We start from the raw sequence: 24,664 nt of genomic DNA on the forward strand, positions 1-24,664 counted from the left end.
GCTGGCTCATGGCTGCACTCCTTCGGCGCCTTGGGCCGTTGCCAGGTGGATGCCGCCCTGGCCGACCAGGACCAGCCCTCCTTTGTCCTGCCCGCTGACACCCGCCAGGGCGATACGGTCGGATCGGTTGAAGACACTGAACGTCTGGCCGTCGTCGCTGCTGCGCAGGACGCTGCCACCGTTACCCACCAATACCAGGCTGCCATCATCGAGAAGCGTAGCGCTTGCCAGGCCAAATTCGAGGGCACCGCGCGCGGCTTTCAATTCGATCTGTTGCCAGGTGTCGCCAAAATCCGGGGAGCGGTAGAGATTTCCGCGCAGTCCATAGGCCAGCAGCGTGCGCGGCTGGGCGGTGCCGATCACGCCGAACAGCGAGCCCTGGTAAGGGCCTTCGAGCTTCTCCCAGCTCTGGCCGTCGTCGCTGGAGCGGAACATGCTGCCCTGCTCGCCGACGATGAACAGGCCGGCGTCCTTGATGGCAGCGATGCTGTTGAGGTGGAACTGGTCTTCGTTGTCCAGGCGGTCGCTGACATCGGTCCAGTTCTTTCCACCGTCGGTGGTTTCCAGCAGAGCGCCATAGGCGCCCACGGCAAAGCCCTGCTGCGTGTCCTTGAACCAGACATCGAGCAGCGGCGCTTCGCGCTGGAGGTCTTCGAACTGTTTGCTCCAGGTCACGCCACCGTCGCTGCTGGCGAGGATCTGCGCGTCGTGGCCGACGGCCCAGCCCTGCTTGTCATCGACGAAATACACCGCCGTCAGCAGTTGCCGGGTCGGCACCTTGGCCTGGGTCCAGGTCTGACCCTGGTCATCTGAGAAAAGGATATGGCCGCGATCGCCGACGGCGACCAGGCGTTTGCCGGCGTGGGTCACGTCCAGCAACAGGCTCTTTTCGGCCTTGGCCGATTCGGTGGAGTAGACCTGGGTCTCGGCGCTGGCCGCCTCGATCGTGTTGGCCCACAGCCCCATTGCCAGCACCAGCAAGCCGCTGGTGGCCAATGCCCATGGGCGCGCGCGCGCGGCGCCGCCGGTACCTGCCATATAAGGCACGGTCATAGATCTGTCCCCCGGTTTTTTGTTATTTGGGTCAATCTATTTGCAGGTACTGCGAAAAACCGTGTTCCAGAGCCCCGCAAACGCTGAGAGCCATCCTATCGGGGTTGGTTGAGGGCTGACAACGAACGGGACGTTATCTTTTGTTAAGCGGGAAATTTGGCGGGGGGTAAAGCAATCGCCGGCGTTGCCGGCTCCCACAGGTGATCCGTTGTGGGAGCCGGCAACGCCGGCGATGAGGCCATCAGGCCAGGCTCTTGCTCACGACTTCATACACATCGCTGGACAGCGCACCGGACGCGAGGATGCGTTCCAGCTCGCCCTTCATCAGCGCCTGGCGGGCACTGTCGTACTTGCGCCAGCGGGTCAGTGGCGCCAGCTGGCGCGAGGCGATCTGCGGGTTGAGGGCGTTGAGCTCGATCACCAGGTCCGCCAGGAAGCGATAGCCGGAGCCATCGGCCGCATGGAAGTTGACCAGGTTCTGCCCGGCGAAGGCACCGATCAGGGCACGGACCTTGTTCGGATTCTTCAGGGTGAACGCCGGATGCTGCATCAGTGCCTTGACACGTGCCAGACCACCCGGCAGGGTGCTGGCCGCCTGCACGCTGAACCACTGGTCCATGACCAGCGGGTTGTCCTTGAAGTGCTCGGCGAAGGTGTCCAGCGCCTTGGCCCGCTCGGCCTCGAACGGCGAGTTGACCAGCACGGCCAGCGCGGTCAGGCGCTCGGTCATGTTGTCGCAGGCGTCGAACTGCTCCAGGGTGGCTTCCAGCACCTGCGGCTTGCCGCTCTGCATCAGGTACGACAGGGCAATGTTCTGCAGGCTGCGGCGGGCGAAGTGCTCGGCTTCGGCCACGTAGGCGGTCGTGCGCGAGACCTCGCGGTTGGCCGTGTAACGGGCCAGCAGCGCATCGAACAGCTGGTCGGCGATCTGCTGGCGGGCAAACTCGCGGGCAGCATGGATGGCGTCCACGTCGGCGACTTCGCTGATCTCGGTGAGGTAGGCCTCACCCGGCAGCGACAGCATCTCGGCGACCATGGCCGGGTCCAGCGCGTCGTTGCCCAGCACAGTGCCCAGGGCGGTGATCAGGCGCTGGTCGAGTTGGAGCGCCTCGCCACGCTGATGCTGGCCGATCAGTTCCTGCAGCACCTGCACCGACAGCTGCTGCCCCGCTTCCCAGCGGTTGAAGCCATCGCTGTCATGCTGCATGAGGAACATCAGCTGGTCGCGGTCATAGGGGAAGCTCAGCTTGACCGGCGCGCTGAAGCCGCGCAGCAGGGACGGCAGCGGTTTTGCCGCGATGTCGACGAAGGTGAAGGTCTGCTCGGCCTCGGTCACCGACAGCACCCGCGAGGTGCCGGCCGCTGTCGCTTCGCCTTGCAGACGCAGGGCGATGTCGTTGCCCTGGGCGTCGAGCAGGCCCAGCTCCACCGGGATCACAAAAGGCTTTTTCTCGACCTTGTCGGGGGTCGCCGGGTAGCTCTGGCGGAAGGTCAGGCTGTAGGTCTTCGCGGCGCTGTCATAGTGCTCGCTGACCGCCAGGCGCGGGGTACCGGCTTGGCTGTACCAGCGCTTGAACTGGCTCAGGTCGACGCCGTTGGCATCTTCCATGGCCTTGATGAAATCGTCGCAGGTCACCGCCTGGCCGTCGTGACGCTCGAAGTACAGGTCGCTGCCCTTGCGAAAGCCCTCGGCCCCCAACAGGGTGCGGACCATGCGCACCACTTCCGAGCCCTTCTCGTAGACGGTCAGGGTGTAGAAGTTGGAAATCTCGATGAAGCTGTCCGGGCGCACGGCGTGGGCCATGGGGCCGGCATCTTCGGCGAACTGGTGGGTGCGCAGGTAGGCTACGTCCTCGATGCGCTTGACCGTACGCGAGTTCATGTCGGCGCTGAATTCCGAGTCGCGGAACACCGTGAAGCCTTCCTTGAGCGACAGCTGGAACCAGTCGCGGCAGGTCACGCGGTTGCCCGACCAGTTGTGGAAGTACTCGTGGGCGACCACCGCCTCGACCCGCTGGTGCGCGGCATCGGTGGCGGTTTCGGCACGGGCCAGCACGCAACTGGAGTTGAAGATGTTCAGGCCCTTGTTTTCCATGGCGCCCATGTTGAAGTCGTTGACCGCGACGATCATGAAGATGTCCAGGTCGTACTCGCGACCGTAGACCTCTTCGTCCCAGCGCATGGACTTCTTCAGGCTGGTCATGGCGTGCTGGCACTTGTCGATGTTTTCCGGCTCGACATAGATGCGCAGGGTCACGTCACGGCCCGACTGGCGGGTGAAGGTGTCTTCGACGCACCACAGGTCACCGGCTACCAGGGCGAACAGGTAGGCCGGCTTCATGAACGGGTCTTCCCAGGTCGCCCAGTGCCGGCCGTCGTCCTGCGGGCCGCTACCGATCGGGTTGCCGTTGGACAGCAGTACCGGGTAGCGATGCTGCTCGGCGATCACCGTTGTGGTGAACGTGCTCATCACATCCGGGCGATCGAGGTAATAGGTGATCTTGCGAAAACCCTCGGCCTCGCACTGGGTACAGAACATGCCGCCGGACTTGTACAGGCCTTCCAGCGCCGTGTTGCTTTCAGGGTGGATCTTCACGCTGGTGTCGAGGGTGAAGGTCGCGGCCTTGGGTTGCAGGGTCAGGTGGCTGTCATCAAGCTGGTAGTCGCCGGCGCCCAGGGGCTGGTCGTCCAGGGCCACGCTCTGCAGCTCCAGCTGCTGGCCGTCGAGCACCAGCGGCGGCAGGCCCGGACCACGGGCCGGGTTGCGGCGCATGACCAGCTGGGCGTGGACCAGGCTATGGTCCTCGAACAGTTCGAAGGTCAGGTGCGTCTCGTCGATCAGGTACTCGGGGGCCTGATAGTCCTTGAGGTAGATCACTTGCGGCTGTTCGGTACGCATGTGGCGGTCCTTTTTTACTGATGCACGGCGAGCTGGTACGCCGTGTACTTGCGAATGTTGATCACACCGGTGTCGAAAATCAGGTACTGGCCCTTGATTCCCAGTAGCGTGCCTTCAGCCACGGGGTTCTTGTCCAGGTTGAAGCTGACGATCTTGCTCGGGTAGGCCTGGACCGGGTAGCGGATTTCCAGCACCTGGGCATCGGTCATCGGTTGCACGGCCTGCAGGCCGAAGCGCGCCTGCAAGGCCGCGAAGCCCTCGGCGCAGCTGTCGAACAGCTGCTCGCGCACCGCCACCAGGTCGACCGCCTCGGCGTCGCCCTTGAGCAGCGCGCGCCAGTTGGTGCGATCGGCCACCTGGCTGCGGAACAGGTCTTCGACCAGCCCGGACTGCTGGCGGGTGGCGACCCGCACGATCGGCAATGCCTGGCTGGCGCCCTGGTCGAGCCAGCGGGTGGGCAGCTGGCTGGCGCGGGTGATGCCGACCTTGATGCCCGAGGAGTTGGCCAGGTAGACCACATGATCGGTCATGCAGAACTGCTCGCCCCAGGCTGGCTCACGGCAGGTGCCCTGGTCGTAGTGGCATTTTTCCGGGGCCATGATGCAGGCATCGCACTGGGCCAGCTTGGTCATGCACGGGTAGCAGTAGCCCTGGCTGAAGCTGGTCTTGGTCTTGCGTCCACAATGGATGCAGTGGATGGCGCCGAGGTATTCCAGGCGCAGGGTCTTGCCGATCAGCGGATTGACCGGCACTTCCTGCTCGCCCAGGCGAAAAGCGTACTGCACCACAGGCGCGTCAAGACGCGCCGACATTTTACTGATGGAGCCGCGGCCGAGTTCGATCAATGGATCGCATCCGACTTGAACAGGATGTTCGCTACCGGTGCCGACTTCGAGGCGCATTCCTGCGGCCCCATGTAGCCGGTGCGTTGGTCTTCGGGCAGGTTCTGCATTTCCCAGGCGATCACCGCCTGCAGCGACAGCTCCTTCTGCTCGGTGGTGAGCTTGCGCCCGTCCGCCCATTTGCCCAGTTCCACCGCCAGTTTCAGGCTCTGGTAGATTTCCGGGGTGATGTTTTCGATCATTTGCGCAAAAGTGGACATAGCGTCTCCCAAAATCAAGCCGTCAGTTTACGCCGGGCCAGCGCCCCGCCCAAGAGCCCGCTGAGGCAACCGACCAACAACCCGCCGACATGGGCGGCGTTGGCGATCTGGCCGAAGCCCAGCAGGCTGACCAGTCCGGACAGGCACAGCAGCAGCCAGACCAGCATCATTACCAGCACCCCGCGCGGCATGCGGTACACCGGGTTCGGCGCCAGCCACTGGTACAGCCAGACATGCCCGAGCAGACCGTACAGCACGCCCGACAGGCCGCCGAACAGGCTCGGCCCGCCGAACAGGTACTGCGCGGCGTTGGACACCAGGCTGAACAGCAGGGTCAGGCCCAGCAGCGGCCAGGCGCCCTGGCGCAGTTCGATGCGTCGGCCCAGCTCCCAGTACCACAGGGCGTTCATGGCCAGGTGGAGGATGCCGAAGTGCACCAGCATGGGGGTGAACAACCGCCACCACTGGCCCTCGCCCAGGCTGTGGGCCAGGGGCGTGAAGTACAGGTATTCACCCTGTACGCGAAAATCGAGGAAGGTCAGCCAGCTCAGGGTGGCGAAATTGTCGCCAAGGCCGGTCAGCCCGGCGACGATCAGGCACAGCAGCAAGACCGCGGTCGTGACCTTGCTGGCGCGCATTTGCTCGCCCAGGCCCGGGCGTGCCGGCGGCGCCAGCGTGGTGTCGGCCGGTAGCTGGAAGTCGGCGTCGCCTTCGGGAAAACGCTGGTACAGCTGGCGGACGTCCTCGGCGAGGCTCTCCGCCACCCAAAGCACCTGGTCACCGCCCTCCTCGCTGACCCGGTGCGGCACCTGCAGGCGCCGCAGCAGGCCGACAAAGCCGCTGAGATCGGTGTTCAAGGGCATGCGCAAGACAACGACAGCGCTCATTGGCTGGCCTCCGGCCGTTCCACATCGACCCAGACGAACTTGCGCGGGTCGATACGGGTTTCATTATCGAGTCGGTAAGCGACCAGCTTGCCGTACAGCACCGCACTGTAGTCCAGGCAGGCCAGGTTGGAACGGATCGGCGCCGGCTTGCCGCTGCGCCAGTAATGGCCGACGAACAGCATTGGCTCATCCTCGCCGTAACGCAGCAAGGCGTTCTTCTGGCTGTGGCTGAGTGGCGTGCTGGCGACCTTCTCCGGCAAGGCATCGGGCTGGAAGACGATGTCACCGTAGGTCTGCGGGTCTTCCTCCCAGAACTTGGTACGGAAAAACGCCCGGGTCAGGCCGTCGCCACCGGTCAGGGTCAGGCCGTCGGGCAGGCGCATGTCGGTACCGCGCAGCAGGCGGTTGCAGACCGTTGCGGCGAAGCTGTCGGACACCGCCGAGGCCTGGACGAAATGCTCATCGATGCGGCCGTCGGGGTGCTGCAGGCGCAACGGCTCGATCAGTCGCGGATCCCAGCAGGCATGCACCACGCGGAAACGCCCGGCGTCGATGAACAACGGCAGTTCGTAGAACCATTCGAGGAAGTCATGCCAGTCATGGGGATGCTGCTCGAACTGGGTCAGGGTTTCGTAGATCAGGCGCCCGTGGCGCGGGGTGTGCTCGCGCACGAACTGCTTGCCGCTCTCGGGCAATGCCGGGGTATTCCAGCCCAGGGCGTTGTATTCGTGGTTGCCCATGATGCAGTAGGCCTGCCCCGCCTCGACCATGTCATGGACGATATGCAGGGCCTCGCGGATCCGTGGGCCACGGTCGATGATGTCGCCAAGGAACAGCGCCTGGCGCTGGGCATGGCGCCAGACACCGCCCTGACGCTTGTAGCCGAGGGCATCGAGCAGGCGTTCGAGGGTCAGTGCACAGCCATGCACGTCACCGATCAGGTCGTAACTGCGGGCCGGATCGAGCATCAGTCGCCTCCACCACCCAGACGGCTGCCCCAGCCGAGTTTGGTCCGGCAGACCTCGTAGTAATTGTGGTCCAGCGGATGGATCAGGCGCAGTTTCTGCGGTTTCTTGTTCACCGTGATGGTGTCGCCGGGGGCGCAGGTGAAATGGTTCTGGCCATCACAGGAAATCTGCGGGTAGATCTGCAGGTCCTTGGACACCACGATCTTCAGCTCGCTGTTGCCGTCGACCACGATCGGCCGCCCGGACAGGGTGTGCGGATACATCGGCACGATGACGATGGCGTCGAGCTTGGGGTGCATGATCGGCCCGCCTGCCGACAGCGCATAGGCGGTCGAGCCGGTCGGGGTGGCGACGATCAGGCCGTCGGCCTTCTGGCTGCAGACGAACTGGCCATCGATGTAGATCTCGAATTCGATCATCCGCGTCGATTTGCCCGGGTGCAGCACCACGTCGTTGAGCGCATCGCCCTGGCCGATGGCTTCGGCATGGCGGCGCACTTCGGCCTGGAGCAGGAAGCGGTTCTCTACCAGGTAGTGGCCATCGAGCACCTCGGCGACCTTCACCTCCAGCTCGTCGGGACGGATGTCGGTGAGAAAGCCCAGGCTGCCGCGGTTGATACCCAGCACCGGAATGTTGTGCCGGGCCAGGGCGCGGGCGGCACCCAGCAGGCTGCCGTCACCGCCGACGACGATGACCAGGTCGCAGACCTCGCCCAGCAGCTTGCGCGACGAGGTCTGCAGGCCGTGGCCGGGCAGCACTTCGGCGATGGTGTCCTCGAGGATCACGTGCAGATGCCGTTCCAGCAGGAATTTTTTCAGTCGGCGAATGGTATCGAGCACCTGGGAGCTGCCGAGGCGACCGATAATACCGATATTGCGAAATTGCTCCATGGGGCTCCTGCTAGGCGCTGCGGCGGGTAAAAAGGCGAGGCTCGCCAAAGAGTTCGATTATGGGCGAAAGCGCCGTGCAGCGGCAAACGCCGGAGAAAATCGCCAGGGCCCCGGGCTTAAGCGCTATGCTCGCGGGATGAACCCTTTTCCCGGCCTGACCGACCTGCCCCGCCAGTTGCGCCAGCCTCCGGTGCGTGACCTGGCCTGGGTCATCCTCGCCCCGCCGATGCTGAGCCAGACGCCCTGGCCCCAGCGTCACCCGCTGGCGGCCAGCGACTGGGTGGCCGACCCCGGGCGCCTGCGCCGGTGGCTACTGGCCCTGGACCGCGACAGCAGTGCCTTGCTGGACTGGCTGGCCCAGGCCACGACCCGGCGCCTGGGCCTGTACTACGAACGGCTATGGCAGTTCACCCTGCAGCACGCCCCCGGCGTGACCCTGCTGGCGGCCAACCTGCCGATCCGCAACGCCGGGCATACCCTGGGCGAGCTGGATATCCTCCTGCGCGACGCCGACGGCGTGCACCACCAGGAACTGGCGATCAAGCTCTACCTGGGGCCACCGGGTGGTGATGGCAAGGACCCGGCGCACTGGCTGGGCCCGGGTTGCCATGACCGCCTGGACCGCAAGCTGGCGCACCTGCGCGATCACCAGTTGCCGATCTCGGCGCGGGCCGAAAGCCGCGAGGCGTTGGCGGCGCTGGAGATCGAGCAATTCAGCGCCCAGTTGTGGCTGGCCGGCTACCTGTTCTACCCCTGGCCTGGGCATGCCGACTCGCCGGATGGTGCGCATCCGCAGCATTTGCGTGGACAGTGGCTGCACCGGCGCGACTGGCCGGCGTTTGTCGAACAGCGCCCGGACGGCGACTGGCAGCCGTTGCCGCGCCAGGCCTGGCTGGCGCCGGCGCGGTGTAGCGGGGACGAGCGCTGGACGTCGGAACGCCTGGAGTGCTGGCTGCAGATGCTGGACCCGCTGGCACCGGCGCAATTGTTGGTACGCCTGGTAGAAGGCGCGGATGGGGACTGGGAAGAAGTGCAGCGGGTGTTCCTGGTGTCCGATGCCTGGCCGAATTTGCCGGGGTGACCGGCTTTACGCCTGCTGCGCAGGCGATCGCAGGCTACGCCAGCTTCCCACAAGGTCAGCGCTGGCAAAGACCAACTGTGGGAGCTTGGCGAAGCCTGCGATGGGCCCTCCATCAAACCAGGGTCAGGCGCAACGCCAGGGCGGCCAGGGTCAGCAGCAACACCGGCACGGTCAGCACGATCCCGACCTTGAAGTAATACCCCCAGCCGATCTTCACGCCCTTGCGCTCCAGCACATGCAGCCACAACAAGGTGGCCAGGCTGCCGATCGGGGTGATTTTCGGTCCCAGGTCGCTGCCGATCACGTTGGCGTAGATCATCGCCTCCTTGACCACGCCGCTGGCCGCGCTGGCATCGATCGACAGGGCGCCGACCAGCACCGTCGGCAGGTTGTTCATGATCGACGACAGCAGCGCCGCCAGCAGCCCGGTGCCCATGGCCGCGCCCCAGACGCCACCGCCGGCGAAATCGTCGAGCCAGCCGGCCAGGTAGTCGGTCATCCCGGCATTGCGCAGGCCATAGACCACCAGGTACATCCCCAGGGAGAACACCACGATATGCCAGGGCGCTTCCTTGAGCACCTTGCGCGTGGAAATCCGGTGCCCGCGCGCCGCCACGGCCAGCAGCACCGCCGCGCACACCGCCGAGATCGCGCTGATGGGGATACCCAGCGGCTCCAGGGCAAAGCAGCCGATCAACAGGATCACCAGTACCAGCCAGCCGGCGACGAAGGTGGCCGGATCCTGCACCACGCTGCGCGGACGATCCAGTTGCAGCGGGTCGTAATCGGCCGGAATGTCGCGACGGAAATACCACAGCAACACCACCAGGGTCGCCGCCACGCTGACCAGGTTCACCGGCATCATCACCGCGGCATAGCGGTTGAAGCCGATACCAAAGAAGTCCGCCGAGACGATGTTGACCAGGTTCGAGACCACCAGCGGCAGGCTTGCGGTGTCGGCGATGAAGCCTGCGGCCATCACGAAGGCCAGGGTCGCCGCCGGGCTGAAACGCAGGGCCAGGAGCATGGCCACCACGATCGGCGTGAGGATCAGCGCCGCGCCATCGTTGGCGAACAGCGCCGACACCAGCGCCCCGAGCAGCACGATATAGCAGAACAGCCGCCGCCCGCTGCCACGCCCCCAGCGCGCCACATGCAACGCCGCCCAGGCGAAGAAGCCGGCGGCATCGAGCAACAGGCTGATGATGATCAGGGCAATGAAGGTGCCGGTGGCATTCCAGATGATCTGCCAGACCACCGGAATGTCGCTCCACTGCACCACGCCGGTGAGCAGCGCCAGCAACGCCCCGCCCGTAGCACTCCAGCCAACGCCCAGGCCGCGGGGCTGCCAGATCACCAGGGTAATGGTCAGGAGGAAAATCAATGACGCCATCAGCATGGAGCGCAGCCTTGCATACAGAGGTGGGAAACGGCGGATTCTAGCGACAGATCAATACCGGGGTAATGAAATTCTGTTTCAATTGTCGGGTAGTCGTCTGTCCAGCGATTACAGTGAAATCACTACGCCGCGAAGAGCGTGGACTTCGACCTGATGACGAGGATTGACCATGACCCTGAATACCCCTCAGGCCCGCTACAACGGCCTGTCGATCACCCTGCACTGGCTGATGCTGGTGCTGCTGGCGGCGGTCTACGCCCTGATCGAACTGCGTGGCCTGTTCCCCAAGGACAGCGCCGAACGCAACCTGATGAAAGACCTGCACTTCATGCTCGGCCTGACCGTGTTCGTGCTGGTGTGGCTGCGCCTGGCCGTGCGCCTGGTCCGCCCCGCTCCACCGATCGTCCCGGCCCCGCCGGCCTGGCAGACCGGCCTTGCGCACCTGATGCACCTGGCCCTGTACCTGCTGATGATCGGCCTGCCACTGGCCGGTTGGTTGATTCTTAGCGCCGCGAACAAGCCAATCCCCTTCTATGGCTTCGAGCTGCCGGCGCTGCTTGCACCGGACCCGGACCTGGCCAAGTCGATCAAGGGCTGGCACGAACGCATCGGCAGCTGGGGTTACTGGCTGATCGGCCTGCATGCCCTGGCCGGCCTCTACCACCACTATGTGCAGCGCGATAACACCCTGCTGCGCATGCTGCCACGCGGTAACTAGGCAAAACCGCGGCGGCCCTGCAGGCCGCCGCTGTGCAGGAAGATCAGCCGTGTGCCGGGGGCGAAGGCGCCAGCCTCGACCTGCTCACGCAACACCAGCAGGGCCTTGCCGGTGTACACCGGCTCCAGCGGCAGTCCCGACTCGCGTTCGCACGCCTGCATGAAGGCCAGCAAGGGTTCATCGACCCTGGCAAAGCCTCCACGGCTGGCATCGTACAAGCAATAGTCATCCGGCCCGGCCAGCGCCTGGACCTCGCCTGATACGCCATGATCCGGTGGCACCGCCAGTGCGCCATGAACCGGATGGTCCCCCTCCTCCGCCAGCACCAACCCCGCCAGGGTGGTACCGGTGCCGGCAGCCAGCCACCAACCGTCGTAGTCCGCCCAGCCCAGCGTCGCCAGCTGGGCCCTGGCCTGCTCGACGATCAGGGCACAGCCCTTGGCACCCAACGGACCGCCGCCCCCTTCAGGCACGCAGTGCCAACCCGGATACAGGGCCTGCCAGGGTTGCCAGAAACCGGGCTGATGACGCGCCCGGTAACCGCCGTAACCCAGCCAGTGCAACTGCATGCCGAATGCCTGCAGGTCGCGCACCGTCGGGGTGTCCTGGACATGGCCGCGCAGCAGCCCTGCCGTGGCGAAGCCGAAGCGCTTGCCGGCCGCAGCCAGGGCATGCAGGTGATTGGAATGGGCGCCGCCCAGACTAATGACGCCGGGCGCACCGGCGTCCTGTGCCAGGCGCAGGTGCTCCAGCAGCTTGAACCATTTGTTGCCGCTGATCAGCGGGTCGATCAGGTCCAGGCGCAGCACCGCCAGCTCAACGCCGAACGGACGCAGCCAGTTCAACGTCAGCGGTTGCAGGGGTGCCACGGGAAGGGAATCGAAGCCGGTCATTGACGCATCACTGCTACAGGGGAGCAGCAGTCTAACAGCGCAGCGGGGTCGGCACCCCGCCGCGCCTGTGCATCAGAGCTCGGCCGCCAGGCGCGAACCCTGGTTGATCGCGCGCTTGGCATCCAGTTCGGCGGCCACATCGGCACCGCCGATCAGGTGCACCGACTGACCGGCTGCCTGCAGGCCTTCGTGCAGCTCACGCAGCGGGTCCTGGCCGGCGCAGATCACCACGTTATCCACAGCCAGCAGTTGCGGCTCGCCCTCGCCGATGCGGATGTGCAGGCCGGTGTCATCGATGCCCAGGTACTCGACGCTGTTGAGCATCTGCACCTGCTTGTTCTTCAGCCCCGTGCGGTGAATCCAGCCGGTGGTCTTGCCCAGGCCGTCGCCGACCTTGGACTTCTTGCGCTGCAACAGGAACACCTGGCGGGCCGGTGCATGGGGTTCGGCCTTGATCCCGGCCACGCCACCACGGGCCTCAAGGGCAGTGTCGATGCCCCACTCCTTCCAGAACGCCTCGCGATCCTGGCTGGTGGCCTTGCCTTGATGCACCAGGTACTCGGAAACGTCGAAACCGATGCCACCGGCACCGATCACCGCCACCTTCTGGCCCACTGGCTTGCGCTCGAGCAGCACGTCCAGGTAGCTCAGCACCTTGTCGTGCTCGACCCCCGGAATCGCCGGCAGACGCGGGGCGATGCCGGTGGCCAGGATGATCTCGTCGTAGCCGCCCGCCGCCAGTCGCTCGACGTCGACACGGGTGTTCAGGCACAGCTCGACACCGGTGGTCTGCAGTTTGCGCTTGAAGTAGCGCAGGGTCTCATAGAACTCCTCCTTGCCCGGTACACGCTTGGCGACGTTGAACTGGCCACCGATCTCGCTGGCGGCATCGAACAGCGTCACCTGGTGGCCGCGCTCGGCCGCCACGGTGGCCGCGGCCAGCCCGGCAGGGCCTGCGCCGACCACAGCAATCTGCTTGACCTGGGTGACCGGCAGGTAGTTGAGCTCGGTTTCATGGCAGGCGCGCGGGTTGACCAGGCAACTGGTCAGCTTGCCGCCGAAGGTGTGGTCCAGGCAGGCCTGGTTGCAGCCGATGCAGGTGTTGATCTCGTCGCCACGCCCGGCAGCGGCCTTGTTGACGAAGTCCGGGTCGGCCAGGAAAGGCCGCGCCATGGAGACCATGTCGGCATCGCCTTCAGCAAGGATCTGCTCGGCCACTTCCGGGGTGTTGATGCGGTTGGTGGTGATCAGCGGGATCTGCACCGCGCCACGCAGTTTGGCCGTGACCTTGGCGAAAGCCGCCCGCGGCACCTTGGTGGCGATGGTCGGGATTCGTGCTTCATGCCAGCCGATGCCGGTGTTGATCAGGGTCGCGCCGGCCTGCTCGATGGCCTTGGCCAGCTGCACGATCTCTTCCCAGTTGCTGCCGCCTTCGACCAGGTCGAGCATCGACAGGCGGAAGATAATGATGAAATTCGGCCCCACGGCCTCACGCACCCGGCGCACGATTTCCACCGCCAGGCGCATGCGGTTCTCGTAGCTGCCCCCCCAGCGGTCGGTACGCTGGTTGGTGTGGGCGGCGAGGAACTGGTTGATGAAGTAGCCTTCCGACCCCATGATCTCGACGCCGTCGTAGCCGGCGCTTTGTGCAAGCGTCGAGCAGGTGACGAAATCCTGGATCTGTTTCTCGATACCCGCCTCGTCCAGCTCGCGTGGCTTGAACGGGTTGATCGGCGCCTGGATGGCGCTTGGCGCGACCTGGCGCGGGCTGTAGGCGTAACGACCGGCATGGAGGATCTGCATGCAGATCTTGCCGCCGGCCTCATGCACGGCGCGGGTGACGATGCGGTGCTTGTCGGCTTCTTCGTCGGTGCACAGCTTGGCCGCACCGGAATACACCCCACCCTCGTCGTTCGGCGCAATGCCGCCGGTAACCATCAGGCCAACGCCGCCACGGGCACGCTCGGCGAAATAGGCGGCCATGCGCTCGAATCCACCGGGCTTTTCTTCAAGGCCGGTGTGCATCGAGCCCATCAGGCTGCGGTTGCGCAGAGTGGTGAAGCCCAGGTCCAGCGGGGCGAGCAGGTGCGGGTAGTGAGCGGCGGCCATAGTGAACTCCACAACAGGCGTAATCACGGGATGCGGGTGCCTCGCAGAGGGAAGCGGGCCCCGTCGGTTATCTGTGACCGACATTAAAGAGCCCGCCCCGAACGCTCAATGACCGAAACTTACAACTTAATGACCCTACTGCTCAGCACTGTGCTCGACGCCGACCTCAACGCGACTCCGCGTACGGCTTCAGCGGATTGACCGGCAGCGGCAGGTTGCCCTGCCACGGATCGAAGCTGTAGCGCAGGTACAGCAAGGCGCGATTGGGCGAGTAGTCTTCGCTGCGTTGCAGGGTGAAGCCGCCGCCCAGCACCCAGTGATCATCCAGGCGCCGCTCGACCAGGGCCTGCGCCAGATAGCCCAGGCCCTTGTTGTCATCACTACCGCGCAGTTCGTCGATGTTGCTGCTCAGCAACGGCCCGTACGGGTCGAGGATGTCGTCGTTGACCGAGGACACCGGGAAGGCACGCTCGGCGTCGCTGTGCGCCCAGGAATAACCCACCGAGCCTTCCAGGTACACGGACCAGTCGGCATTGCGCCAGGCATAGTTGACCGGCACGCCGAACGACAGATAACGCTGCGGGCTGTAGTAGCCGCCCTGCCCCAGGGTGTAGCCGCCCAGGTTGCGGTCGTAGTGCCAGGCCATGGCCGTGGCGCCGATACGCAGTTCTTCATCCGCCCGGTTGATCAGGCGGTAGTAATAGCCACCCAAGGCCCGCCAGCGTGTGTTGTCCTCGACGTTCTTGCCTTGCAGCCAGTGGTAGCCCAGGCTGGCCCAGACGCCATCGTCCAGCCCGCGATCATGGCTCAGGCCAAGGGTCACGCCGGTGGCTGTCACGCCGCCCCAGCTGATGCCGGTGCGCGGGTCCTTGGCGCCGGCGTAGGACAGCAACGAGTTGTTCATGGGCCGGCGCGAACCGGTCAGGGTCCAGCCGATACCGTGGGTCTTGCCATTGAAGGTGACGCCACCCAACAGGTTCTGGACCTCAAAGCCCATGGGCGAAGTGCCGATATCGGCGCTCACCCCATCGCCCTGCCAACCGGCGGCCAGGGTGATGCCATCGGCGGTTTCCTTGCCGCCGGGGCACCCGGTGGGAATGGCACCCGCAGCGTTGCGACCACGGAACGAGCAGCTGCCGAAGGCTTCGCGGTGCAGGCCGTCGGCGTCGGTGTCGAAGCTGGCCGCACGCAGCGACACTTGCTCGACCCGAGCAAAACCCAGGCCCTCGCCCACTGGCATCTGCGCATGGACCATGGTGGTCGAGGTGGTGAGGTCGGAAATGCCTTCGGCGCCATCGTTGTCGCGCCAGCCGTAATCCTGCTGGACCGTGACCGTAGGGCTCTGCCACTGGTAGAGCTGGTCGACGTCACGGCGCAAGCTTTGGCGCAGCCAGTCATCCTCGTCACTGGCGCGGCTGGCACGGGTCAGGGCGATGTCGTCGCGGGGGCTGGCCTGTTCGGCGCCGAGCAAGCCGGCGTCGCGCATCGCCAGCGCATAATAGTCCAGCGCCTGGTCCGCCTGCTGGCGCGGCACCGTACGCGCCAGGTCGCGGTACAACAAGGCATCCGGGACGGTCGTGCGCCGGGCCACATCGGCCAGCAACACCCGCGCCTTGTCAGGCTCACCCACGGCCGCCCAGGCATTGCCCAGGCGCCGGCGTCCGTCGAGCTGGTCTTCAGGTATCCGGGGTTCATGCTGCTGCAGCGCCTGGCGCGCAGCCGTGGTCTGGCCGCGCTCGATCATCACCTCGATCTGCCCCAGGCGCGCCAGCGCATCACCCGGCTGCAAGGCCAGGATGCGGGTGTAGTAGCCATCGGCAGCTTCGAGATCGCCCCTTTTTCGTGCCCAGCCCGCCAGTTGCTGCAGGTCGCCAAGCTGTTGCGCCACCGGCTGGTCGGCACCCAGCTGCCCTTGCAGCACGGCCATGGCCCCGGCAGTGTCGCCGCTGTCGTCGAGTGCACGGGCGCGGTCCACCACGACCTGACGTTGCAGGCGCTTGTGCAGGGCCTGCATGCCATCGTTCCATTGCGCGGGCGGCACGTGTTCGAGGGTGTCGAGCCCGGCCTGGTTGCGTCCGCCGGCCTCCAGGTACAGGCCGTGGGCGAAACGCGCGGTCGGCTCCCGGCCCTGGCGCGACAGCAGGTCGGCGAACACGGCATCGGCCTGGGCGCCCTTTCCCTGCATGCGCAAGGCCCGGGCCAGGTCGCTGGCCAGCCAGGGGTCGTTGGGCGCCAACTGGCGGGCCTGGCTCAACTGGCGCTCGGCGCCGACCCAGTCTTCGCGCTCCAGCGACTGCCGGGCCTGGCCGCGCAGCCGTTCCAGTTGCGAGCTGCCGCCCGACTGCCCGCCGGCAGGCAGGGCCGCCCATTGCCGCTGCCTGGCTGGCAGGCTGGCGACGTAGCGTGAATGGCGTGCCGGGGATTGCGCCTGGTACAGGCGCGACAAGGCCCGCACGGTGTTCTCGTTACCCGGTTGCAGCCGCGAGGCTTGCAGGTAGTACTGCTCGGCACGCGGCTGCTGCTTGCGGGCCATCGCCACATTGCCCAGCCCGAGCAACGCCAGCGGCTCCTTGGGATCGCGCCGGGCCGCCTCCTCGTAAGCCTGTTGGGCGGCGTTGTAGTTACCGGCGTTCAGCGCCTGGCGGCCGCGCTGCATCACCAGCCAGTATTCGGTGGAGGCCAGCAGTTCGTGCCATTTGCTGAGGATGTAGGTGTCCTGCTCTTCGGCCACGGCCTGCTTGAGCCAGTCCACCGCTTCCTGACGCCGCCCCTGGCGTGCCAGGGCCAGGCCCAGGTAGCCCTTGAGGGTGGCGTCCTTGGGGTAGGCCGCCAGCGCCTTGCGCAGGTTGCGTTCGGCGACGGCCGGCGTGCGCCGCTCCACCAGCATGCGAATGCCCAGCTGGCCGGCGCGCCAGGCCGGATCACCGGTGAGCTTCTGTTGCCCGACCAGCAGTTCCTGGACCTGTTCCTGGTGGCTGTCCCCCGGGTAGCGCTGCAAAAACGCCTGCCAGGCCCGCACGCTGGCATCGCTGATCGGCTGTTTGCTCAGGTAAGCGAACTCAAGGCTTGCGGCCTGTTTGCGCGACTGGGTTTCGCCAGCCATGCGCTGCACCACCATCAGCGCCTCGTCATTACGCTTGGCACGGAACAACTGCTCGGCGAGGAACTGCTGCAGTTCGGGGCTGCCCGGGTATTGTTTGTCCAGTGCGTAGAGGTGGTCGATGGTGGTCGGCAACTGATCGGGCAAGCGGCTGCGAATGCGCCAGTACTCCAGGGCCAGTTCCAGGCTCGGCGGCTCGCCCTTGCCGAAGGCCGCCTCATAACGCGACAGCGCCTCGTCGAAACGACCGGCAGTGGCCAGCAGGCGGATCTGCTGCAGGGTCTGCGCGCCTTCCCCGCTACTCATTTCCAGCAGGCGCGCCATTTGCCGGTCCTGCGGGCCGTCCGGGGCCAGGCGATGCAGATCGCCATACAGCTGCCGGGCGCGGTCCAGCTCGCCGGTGCGCACTGCCTGGCGGATGGAGGCGCTCAGCGCATCGAGGTTATCCGGTTCAAGCAGGCGCAGGCGCGCCAGAGAGTCTTCGACCAGGCTCTCGCGGTGGGTCGCCTCACCCAGGCGAATCTGCTGCATCAGCCATTCGCGCTGCTCGCTGCGGTCGGCCGGCTGGGCCAGCAGGGTCAGGGGCACTGCGCCGAGGCACAGCAAGGTGGTCAATCTTCGCATTGCGCATCTTCCCAGCCGGGTATCAGTCTTCCCTTGGCGTCGAATCGGTAACGACGCTCATCCCATCCCTGGCCGAACAGGCTCAGGACCCGGTTGTAGTAGCCACTGGCGGGCGCTGCCGCCAGCCGCTGGCGCTGCTGCTGCAGGCCCTCTTTCTGATTCAGCGCCGCCAGCAGCGGCAACAGGGCCGCAGAAAAGCCCACCGGGCCCTTGCCACTGCCTTCACCGCTGTCGACATTGACCGTTTCCGGTGGCACGCCTTGCTTGAGGGTCAAATCGACCATGGGCCGATAGCGTTCAACCAGCGCCTTGCGGCCGCTGGCGGCGGGGTCGAGCATGCCCAGCCACAGGTAGACGCGGATGGCATCGTAACTGCCCTTGGCGCCGTTGACCGGGTCGCTGATCAAGGTGCCGTCCTCGCGCACCGCCAACCAGTCGGGCGCCAGGCCCTTTGGCGCGCTGTGCAGCAACAGTTTGCGGCTGTTATCGGCCAGTTCTGCCCAGAGCGGCGCCAGTTCGGCAAAGCGGTCCAGCACCTGGGGCGGCAGATAGCTGGTGTTCAGCCGAGTGCCCTTGACGCCGACAAAGCCCCGGTCGCCCGGCAGCAGCATCACCCCCACGCCCGGCAGTGGTCGCAGGGTCTGCGCAGCCACCCGCCAGAGCACCTCGATGGCCAGCTCGCGATACTCGGCCACCGCCCACAGGCGCCCGGCCTCCAGCAGGCTGTAGGCCAGCCACAGGTCGGCATCGCTGGCATTGTTGCTGTCCAGCACGCGCCACTTGCCGTGTTCGTCCTGGCCCCACTTCCAGGCCGGCAGCTGCTTGCTCAGGTTGCCACCGGCGAGGTTGTTCTCGGTCCAGCTGAGCAACTGGCGAAAGCGCTCGTGGTCATTGGCCACCAGGGCGAAGAACAGGCCATAGGTCTGCCCTTCGGAGGTACTGATGCGGCCTTGGGCCGGGTCGATCACCCGGCCGTCGGCACTGACCAGCTCCGCCTTGAACTGCTCCCACGCCGGCCAGCAACTGGCGGCTGCCACAGACGCGCACAGCCACAGCGCGCCTCCCAGCAGCCATTTGGAGCCCATCATTCCTTGCCCTCGGCCAGGCGACGACGCGCCACCCAGGCCAGCAGGCGCCAGGCCACGATGCCCAGCAGCACGATGCTCAGCACCGCACCCAGGGCCAGCAGCACCGGATGATAGGAGAGCTGCACCCAGAGCATCATCCACCAGGGCAGGCGACCGACGAAGTAGGTGTCGCCCACGTAGTGGCTGCTGACGCCGCTGCTGCGGATCAGGCTGATGGAGCCGCGAATATGGTCGTTGAGCTTGCCGGGGTCGGTCAGGGCCTGGCGCAACAGCGTGTAGTCGCCACTGTCGCTGGCCAGCAGGGCTACGATGCTGCGCTGCGCGTGGTACGGCGACTGCATGCCGGTGATCGCCGCTATCGGCGCCCGCGCCACCACGTCCACCTGGCTGGCCGGCGCGTTGCCCGCGCCTTCGCGCAGGCGTTGGGCGCTGCTCGCCTCCAGCGGCCAAGGTGAGCGCGCCTGGCGCAGCCAGTCGCGGGAACGGTCCAGCAACAGGTTCAGGGCGCGCCCTTCGGCACCGCGCAGGTCATCGGGCAACGGCCCCAGCACCAGCAGGTCGGCGTCGACCTTGGCCGCCGTCGCCCAGTCATCGGACAGTTGCAGACCCAGTGCCGGATAGCCGATGCGTGAGGCCATGCCGGCGACCAGGTCGAGCATGGTGCCCAGTTGCAGTTCGTCAGGCTTGGCCGGCATCAGCAGCAGTGTTTGCGACAAGTCGGCCATGCGGCTGAACGGGAAGGCACTGCGGGCGAACGCGCGCAGGTCGGGCATGGCGATGTAGTGGTGGAAGCCCGACAGGTCGATGGTCGAGTTCTCGTCGATGGCCGCCTGCACGTCCGCCGGCAGGTAGGTCTGGCACTGCCCGTTCTGGGCATTGCCGACCTTGCTGGCGAAGCTGAAGTCGTAGCGCAGCTTGTTGCGGTCATCGACCTTCAGCGCCGGCACCAGGATCTTGTCGGACAGCGTCGAGGTGTCGGCCGAGAATACCCGGGTGCGCAGTTGCTGCAGGGCCGCACCCATGCCGTCGGAACCTGGCAGGGGAATGCTGCCGACGAAGTGGTCGTTCAGGCGGATGGTCAGACGCGACTCATCGGTGACCACCGGTGGCGTATAGCGATACAGGGTTTGCAGGGCCACGCCTTGGTTGCGCCAGACGAACAGGTCAGGCGGCAGGTTCAGCGACAGTTCGATCGGTTGCGGCCGCAGGCCGTTGACCTGCAACTGCCCCGGGTAGTCGAGCAGTTCGGCGAACCGTACCGGGCGGTCGGTGCGCACCCAGTTCGGCGCATCGTACGGCACGCGTGGCTTGAGCTCCTTCACCTCCTGTACCGCCACCCGCGAGCCACGGAACAGGTCGGTGCCCACGGCCAGGGCCGAGGCCGCCTTGACCAGGTCATCCTCATTGCGCCCCAGCACCAGCAGCACTTTGCTGTAGCGATTGTCCGGGTGGGTGATCTGCTGGATCACCGGCCCGTCCACCGGCGGGAATCGCTCGGGGTCGGCAAGAAAGGCCGGGCGCCGGTCGTTGGTGGCAAAGACAATGCTCGGCAGCGGTTGCAGGCGGGTCTGCGCCGGCAGCTGGTTGTAGAGCACCGGGAAAGTCGCCAGGCGCCATTTCGCCTTGCTGCCGAAGTAGGAGGCCAGGATGGCCGCAGCCTTCTGCTCACCAAGCCCCGGGCTGCCGGCGAAGACCATGGGGATACTCAATGGGTCGGTGTCGCGCGCATCGAAATACGGCAGCGGGAAATACGCCAGGTCGTTGTCGGTGACCAGCGCCTGTTCATCGACACGGATCACGCTTTTGCGGCTGACGTTCAGCCACAGCGAACTGTGCGCAGGGTCCTCGCAGATATCGGTGTAGTGACCGACGAACTCCACGCGCACGCGGTTGAAGTCCTGCACCAGCTTCGGATTGAGGGCCATGCGCTGCTGACGCGACTGGCCGATATCGTCGGCGCTGATCGGCACCACGCCCATCAACTCGTCGTTGAGGTACACCCGCAGGTGCGACAGGCGCGGCACCAGGGCCGGCGACGGGGTGAAGTTCAGTTCCAGCTCGACGCTGCTGGCCAATCGGTCGCGGCGCAGGCTGAACTCGATCTGATCGCTGTTGCGCACGCCCATCAACAGGCTGTCGCTGCCACGTCCCAGGCTTTCGAAGGTGTGCGCACGCAACCAGTGGGGCACCTGTGGTGCGGCGTCGGGGGTCACGGGCTGCTCCTGGGCAGCCAGCGAGAATGGCAGGCCCATGGCAGCCATCAGCAGGGTCAGGGTCCAGGAAGACAGGAACGAACGCTTCATGTCGTGCTCTTCATTGAGTCAGGGGGAATGGGACGCGGCATCCGCGGGAAGAAGCTGAGCAACCACCGCGTTGCGACAATGAGCGGCTGTGCCGGCAGGCGCACCCAGGCCGGGGCATACTCGATGACCCGGTAGTAGCCCATGGCGCCCAGCGCCAGCACATCGAAGAAACTGCGCAGGGGACGATCCGGCACATGGCTGTCGCTCCAGCCGAGCCAGTTGTCGGCCCGGGCGAAGGTGCACTGCACATAATCGATGCGTTGTTGCAGGGTCAGGTCCGCCAGGCTGATGCCCACCTGGCGATCGACTGTGCGCATGACTCTGCCTGGGAACACGAACTCGCGCCCTGCCCGCTCCAGCAGCAACAGCACCTGGCTGTCCGGTTCAAGTACGCGGGGGGTTTGCAGTTCGATCCCGGCGCCGCCGTCGGAGTAGTCATAGAGCAGGCCCGGGTACAGGTGCCCGTTAGGCAGGCGCACGGCCGCCGGCAACTTCGCCGGCACACGATGGAAGCGCCGGACCTGACGCACCTCGGCCGCCACCGCCAGGGCCGCGCCGATCAACAGCAGGTTGTAGATCACCCACAACGCGCTGACGATCACCGTGCCGTATTCGTTGCTCGGCCCGTAGGAGAAACGCCATACCGCAAACGCCAGGCCCAGCACGTTGAGCGCGGCGAGCACCAGGTAGGGCCGGGCGATGCGCCAGTCGAGCCGGTCGCTGTCGTTCATGCCGCCCTTGACGGTCACGTCGAAGGCGCCGCGCTTGGGCGAGAACAGCGCCACCAGGGTCGGACGCATGATGTACCAGGCCAGCACCGACTCGTAGACCTCGCCCCAGAACGTCTGCCGATACGGCCCCTGGACCCGCGAGTTGACCAGGCTGGCATGCAGCATGTGCGGCAGCACATAGAGCAACAACAGCACCGCCGGGGCATAGATCACATAGGCGTGCAGAAACAGGAAGGCCAGTGGCGCGGTGAGGAAGATCAGCCGTGGCAGGCCGGAGAGGAAGTGCAGCATGGCGTTGGCGTAGCACAGCCGCTGGAACAGGCTCAGGCCCTTGCCCAGCAACGGGTTGTCCAGGCGAAAGATCTGCACCATGCCCCGCGCCCAGCGGATGCGCTGGCGCACGTGGGCGGCCAGGCTGTCGGTGGCAAGACCCGCCGCCAGCGGGATACGCATGTACGCCGAGTTCCAGCCGGCACGGTGCAGGCGCAAGGCGGTGTGGGCATCCTCGGTGACGGTCTGGGTGGCAAAGCCATTGATGTCGTCCAGGGCCGCACGGCGCAACACCGCGCACGAGCCGCAGAAGAAGGTGGCGTTCCACAGGTCGTTGCCGTCCTGGATCAAGCCGTAGAACAACTCGCCTTCGTTGGGCTTGCGGCGGAACGAGCCCAGGTTGTGCTCGAACGGATCGGCGGAGAAGAAGTGGTGCGGCGTCTGCACCAGGGCCATTTTCGGGTCCTGTAGGAACCAGCCGACGGTCAGTTGCAAGAAGGCCCGCACCGGAATGTGGTCACAGTCGAACACCGCGACCAGCTCCCCGGTCAGGCGCTCCAGCGCATGGTTCAGGTTGCCGGCCTTGGCGCCGCGGTTGTCATGGCGGTCGATGTAGCCGACCCCGACCTCCCTGGCGAAGGCACGGAACGACGGGCGGGCACCGTCATCGAGGATGTACACCTTGAGCTTGTCCTGCGGCCAGTCCAGGCCCAGGGCGGCCATGACCGTGGTGCGCACCACCGACAGGTCTTCGTTGTAGGTCGGGATCACCAGGTCGACCGTCGGCCACAGGCGCCGGTCCTCGGGCAGTGCCAGCACCGGCCGGCGCAAGGGCCAGACGCTCTGCACGAAGCTCAGGATCAGCACCAGCCAGGAATAGGTCTCGGCCAGCAGCAGGATCATGCCCAGCACCAGGTCCAGGTCATTGGCCCAGTGCAGCGTGGACGTATAGCGCCACCACAGGTAGCGGCAGGAGATGGTGATCGACAGGATGATCATCATCAGCGTAGGGAATCGCCCGGGCATGTAGCGCATCAGCATCGCCATGGCCCCCAGGGTCAGGACGAACACCAGCTGGGCGTAGAGGTTGAACGGCGAGGTGATGCACGCCAGCGCGATGAGCAGCCCCACCACCGCCAGGGTCCAGTAGAACAGGCGCTGGCCTACCGAACCACTGGCCTTGATCCGTTGCTGGGTCTGCGCCAGGGCATCGCTATGGCCAATGCGGCGCGGCAAGTTGCGCATCAGTCGAACCAGCGGCTGGCGTATCCCTTGCACCAGGGCGACGGTTGCGCGGCCCAGGCGCCGTAGCCAGGCAACGCCGCGCCCACGCTTGAGGTCGGCACCCCGTGCCGGGCGCGCCGGCTTGAGCAGCAACAGCCAGAGCGTCTGCACCAGGCCACGCAACGGGTCGCCCAGGCTCGGCCGCTTGTTGGCCAGTTGCGGGTAGTACTGCCGCCAGTTGCGCAGCAGGCGTTGCCACTGCGGCGAGTCCAGGCGCAGGAACACCCAGGCCAGGACGGCGCCCAGGCTGAGCACCGCCGCCGTGAACGGACGGGCCCCACGCTGGCGATAGGTGCGATAGTGGTTCATCAGCCCTGCGCCCCCTGTGCCAGCAGCCAGGTGGCCAGGCTGCGCACGTCATGGGTGGCGAGCGAGTCTGGCGCGTAGTGGCCCACCGGACTCTTCCAGGCCAGGGCGCAGGCCATTGCCTCGTCGCGGTGGATCACCAGGGGAATCAGATGGGGCTGGCGCTCGCCCCAGAGCAGCAGCAGGTCGCGTTGCAGCTGGCTGATCGGGTCGAAACGGTTGACCAGCAGGTAGTCCTCGCCCGCCCCTTCGGTGCTCAGCAACGCATGGCAGGCGGCGTCGGCCTCCAGGACCCGGATCCGTGTCACCGGCTCAGGCAACAGCGGTACGCCCGGTTGCGCGCCCGGCAAGCTGGCAGGCATGTCCAGCAGTATCCAGTCGAAGTGCGCCTGCAGCTGTTGCAGGCGCTGCGTCCACTCATGCGATCGGGCCTGCTGGCGTTGCTCCAGCGCGGTCAGTGCGCCGGCCTCAAGTCGCCCGAACGGCAACAGGTACAAGCCCTCCACCACCTCAAGCAAGGCTTCGCTCCAGCCCCCCTCGGCGTCCTGGTCGGCAGTGGCCCAGCCCTGGGTCGCGTCCAGGGCCAGGTTGCAGTGCAGGCGCAGCAGGTTGCGAGGGTGCAGGTCCAGCATCAGTACGCGTTGCTGCAGCCCGTGCAAGGCAAAGCCCAGTGCGGCGACCATCGAGGTGGTGCCCACACCACCGCGCAGGCCGCTCAGTGCCACTACCGTCATACTTGGGGCGCCTTGTCGTCGGGCTGGGTCCGGGCCGGGCTGCTGCCGTTCGACCAGCCCTCGCTTTCGGCCAGCAACGGCCAGCGCCGGCACGCGGCCAGCAACTCGCCCTCGCGGCTGATGTCCTGGTACGGCATGTCCTCTTCGCCCAGGCGTTGCTTGAGCCGGGCAATGTCATCACTGCGTTGTCTACGGTCGTCCTGGGCCATATCGCCTCCTCGTCCT

General features: G+C 66.1%; 18 protein-coding genes. 2 read left to right on the forward strand and 16 right to left on the reverse strand.

The window, feature by feature from the left end; genetic code table 11:
• Nucleotides 1–6: 6 nt before the first annotated feature.
• From ACIQUS_RS10075 to ACIQUS_RS10105, 7 genes are all read right to left on the reverse strand, one after another.
• Nucleotides 7–1,038, reverse strand: a complete 1,032-nt coding sequence (locus tag ACIQUS_RS10075; RefSeq protein WP_403046792.1) for a WD40/YVTN/BNR-like repeat-containing protein — start codon at nt 1,036–1,038, stop codon at nt 7–9.
• Between the two features lie 256 nt (nt 1,039–1,294).
• Nucleotides 1,295–3,952 carry an aminopeptidase N gene (pepN, locus tag ACIQUS_RS10080; RefSeq protein ID WP_403046243.1) on the reverse strand — a complete coding sequence of 886 codons (2,658 nt, stop codon included), beginning with the start codon at nt 3,950–3,952 and terminating at the stop codon, nt 1,295–1,297.
• A gap of 14 nt (nt 3,953–3,966) precedes the next feature.
• Nucleotides 3,967–4,797 (reverse strand): DUF2797 domain-containing protein, encoded by an 831-nt coding sequence (locus ACIQUS_RS10085; protein ID WP_403046245.1) that lies wholly within the window; start codon nt 4,795–4,797, stop codon nt 3,967–3,969.
• Nucleotides 4,794–5,054, reverse strand: a complete 261-nt coding sequence (locus ACIQUS_RS10090; RefSeq protein WP_285861818.1) for a YeaC family protein — start codon at nt 5,052–5,054, stop codon at nt 4,794–4,796. The genes ACIQUS_RS10085 and ACIQUS_RS10090 overlap by 4 nt, the downstream gene beginning before the upstream one ends.
• A 14-nt stretch (nt 5,055–5,068) precedes the next feature.
• Entirely contained in the window at nt 5,069–5,941 is an 873-nt protein-coding gene (locus ACIQUS_RS10095) for a rhomboid family intramembrane serine protease (RefSeq protein ID WP_403046248.1), read from the reverse strand.
• Nucleotides 5,938–6,909 (reverse strand): metallophosphoesterase, encoded by a 972-nt coding sequence (locus tag ACIQUS_RS10100; RefSeq protein WP_403046251.1) that lies wholly within the window; start codon nt 6,907–6,909, stop codon nt 5,938–5,940. Before ACIQUS_RS10100 ends, ACIQUS_RS10095 begins: the two co-directional genes overlap by 4 nt.
• The gene (locus ACIQUS_RS10105; protein ID WP_285861815.1) at nt 6,909–7,799 is read right to left on the reverse strand and encodes an NAD(+) kinase; all 891 of its coding nucleotides are present in this window, start codon (nt 7,797–7,799) and stop codon (nt 6,909–6,911) included. The genes ACIQUS_RS10100 and ACIQUS_RS10105 overlap by 1 nt, the downstream gene beginning before the upstream one ends.
• Nucleotides 7,800–7,935: 136 nt before the next feature.
• On the opposite strand from ACIQUS_RS10105, the gene ACIQUS_RS10110 reads away from it, so the two are divergent.
• On the forward strand, nt 7,936–8,880 hold the full coding sequence (locus ACIQUS_RS10110) for a DUF1853 family protein (protein WP_403046255.1): 945 nt from the start codon (nt 7,936–7,938) through the stop codon (nt 8,878–8,880).
• Between the two features lie 112 nt (nt 8,881–8,992).
• On the opposite strand, the gene ACIQUS_RS10115 is transcribed toward ACIQUS_RS10110, so the two are convergent.
• On the reverse strand, nt 8,993–10,279 hold the full coding sequence (locus ACIQUS_RS10115) for an arsenic transporter (protein WP_403046258.1): 1,287 nt from the start codon (nt 10,277–10,279) through the stop codon (nt 8,993–8,995).
• Between the two features lie 169 nt (nt 10,280–10,448).
• On the opposite strand from ACIQUS_RS10115, the gene ACIQUS_RS10120 reads away from it, so the two are divergent.
• Complete coding sequence (locus tag ACIQUS_RS10120; RefSeq protein ID WP_403046260.1) at nt 10,449–10,997, forward strand: cytochrome b; 549 nt, start codon at nt 10,449–10,451, stop codon at nt 10,995–10,997.
• On the opposite strand, the gene ACIQUS_RS10125 is transcribed toward ACIQUS_RS10120, so the two are convergent.
• From ACIQUS_RS10125 to bcsR, 8 genes are all read right to left on the reverse strand, one after another.
• A complete protein-coding gene (locus tag ACIQUS_RS10125) occupies nt 10,994–11,890 on the reverse strand; it encodes a 1-aminocyclopropane-1-carboxylate deaminase/D-cysteine desulfhydrase (protein ID WP_403046263.1) in 897 nt (298 codons plus the stop codon). The two genes, ACIQUS_RS10120 and ACIQUS_RS10125, sit on opposite strands and share 4 nt — an antisense overlap.
• 72 nt (nt 11,891–11,962) lie before the next feature.
• Entirely contained in the window at nt 11,963–13,999 is a 2,037-nt protein-coding gene (locus tag ACIQUS_RS10130; RefSeq protein ID WP_403046266.1) for an FAD-dependent oxidoreductase, read from the reverse strand.
• Nucleotides 14,000–14,165: 166 nt separating this feature from the next.
• Nucleotides 14,166–17,723: a cellulose synthase complex outer membrane protein BcsC gene (bcsC, locus tag ACIQUS_RS10135; protein WP_403046269.1), complete on the reverse strand. Its 3,558-nt coding sequence runs from the start codon at nt 17,721–17,723 to the stop codon at nt 14,166–14,168.
• Nucleotides 17,711–18,811: a cellulose synthase complex periplasmic endoglucanase BcsZ gene (gene bcsZ / locus ACIQUS_RS10140; protein WP_403046272.1), complete on the reverse strand. Its 1,101-nt coding sequence runs from the start codon at nt 18,809–18,811 to the stop codon at nt 17,711–17,713. The genes bcsC and bcsZ overlap by 13 nt, the downstream gene beginning before the upstream one ends.
• Nucleotides 18,808–21,114 carry a cellulose biosynthesis cyclic di-GMP-binding regulatory protein BcsB gene (gene bcsB, locus ACIQUS_RS10145; protein WP_403046276.1) on the reverse strand — a complete coding sequence of 769 codons (2,307 nt, stop codon included), beginning with the start codon at nt 21,112–21,114 and terminating at the stop codon, nt 18,808–18,810. Before bcsB ends, bcsZ begins: the two co-directional genes overlap by 4 nt.
• Nucleotides 21,111–23,708, reverse strand: coding sequence for a UDP-forming cellulose synthase catalytic subunit (gene bcsA / locus ACIQUS_RS10150; protein ID WP_403046278.1), 2,598 nt, complete (start codon nt 23,706–23,708; stop codon nt 21,111–21,113). Before bcsA ends, bcsB begins: the two co-directional genes overlap by 4 nt.
• On the reverse strand, nt 23,708–24,439 hold the full coding sequence (bcsQ, locus tag ACIQUS_RS10155; protein WP_403046281.1) for a cellulose biosynthesis protein BcsQ: 732 nt from the start codon (nt 24,437–24,439) through the stop codon (nt 23,708–23,710). The genes bcsA and bcsQ overlap by 1 nt, the downstream gene beginning before the upstream one ends.
• Nucleotides 24,436–24,648, reverse strand: a complete 213-nt coding sequence (bcsR, locus tag ACIQUS_RS10160) for a cellulose biosynthesis protein BcsR (RefSeq protein ID WP_403046285.1) — start codon at nt 24,646–24,648, stop codon at nt 24,436–24,438. Before bcsR ends, bcsQ begins: the two co-directional genes overlap by 4 nt.
• Nucleotides 24,649–24,664 lie beyond the last annotated feature (16 nt).

The organism is Pseudomonas sp. NPDC090755 (genome assembly GCF_044769005.1).
Lineage (GTDB): Bacteria > Pseudomonadota > Gammaproteobacteria > Pseudomonadales > Pseudomonadaceae > Aquipseudomonas.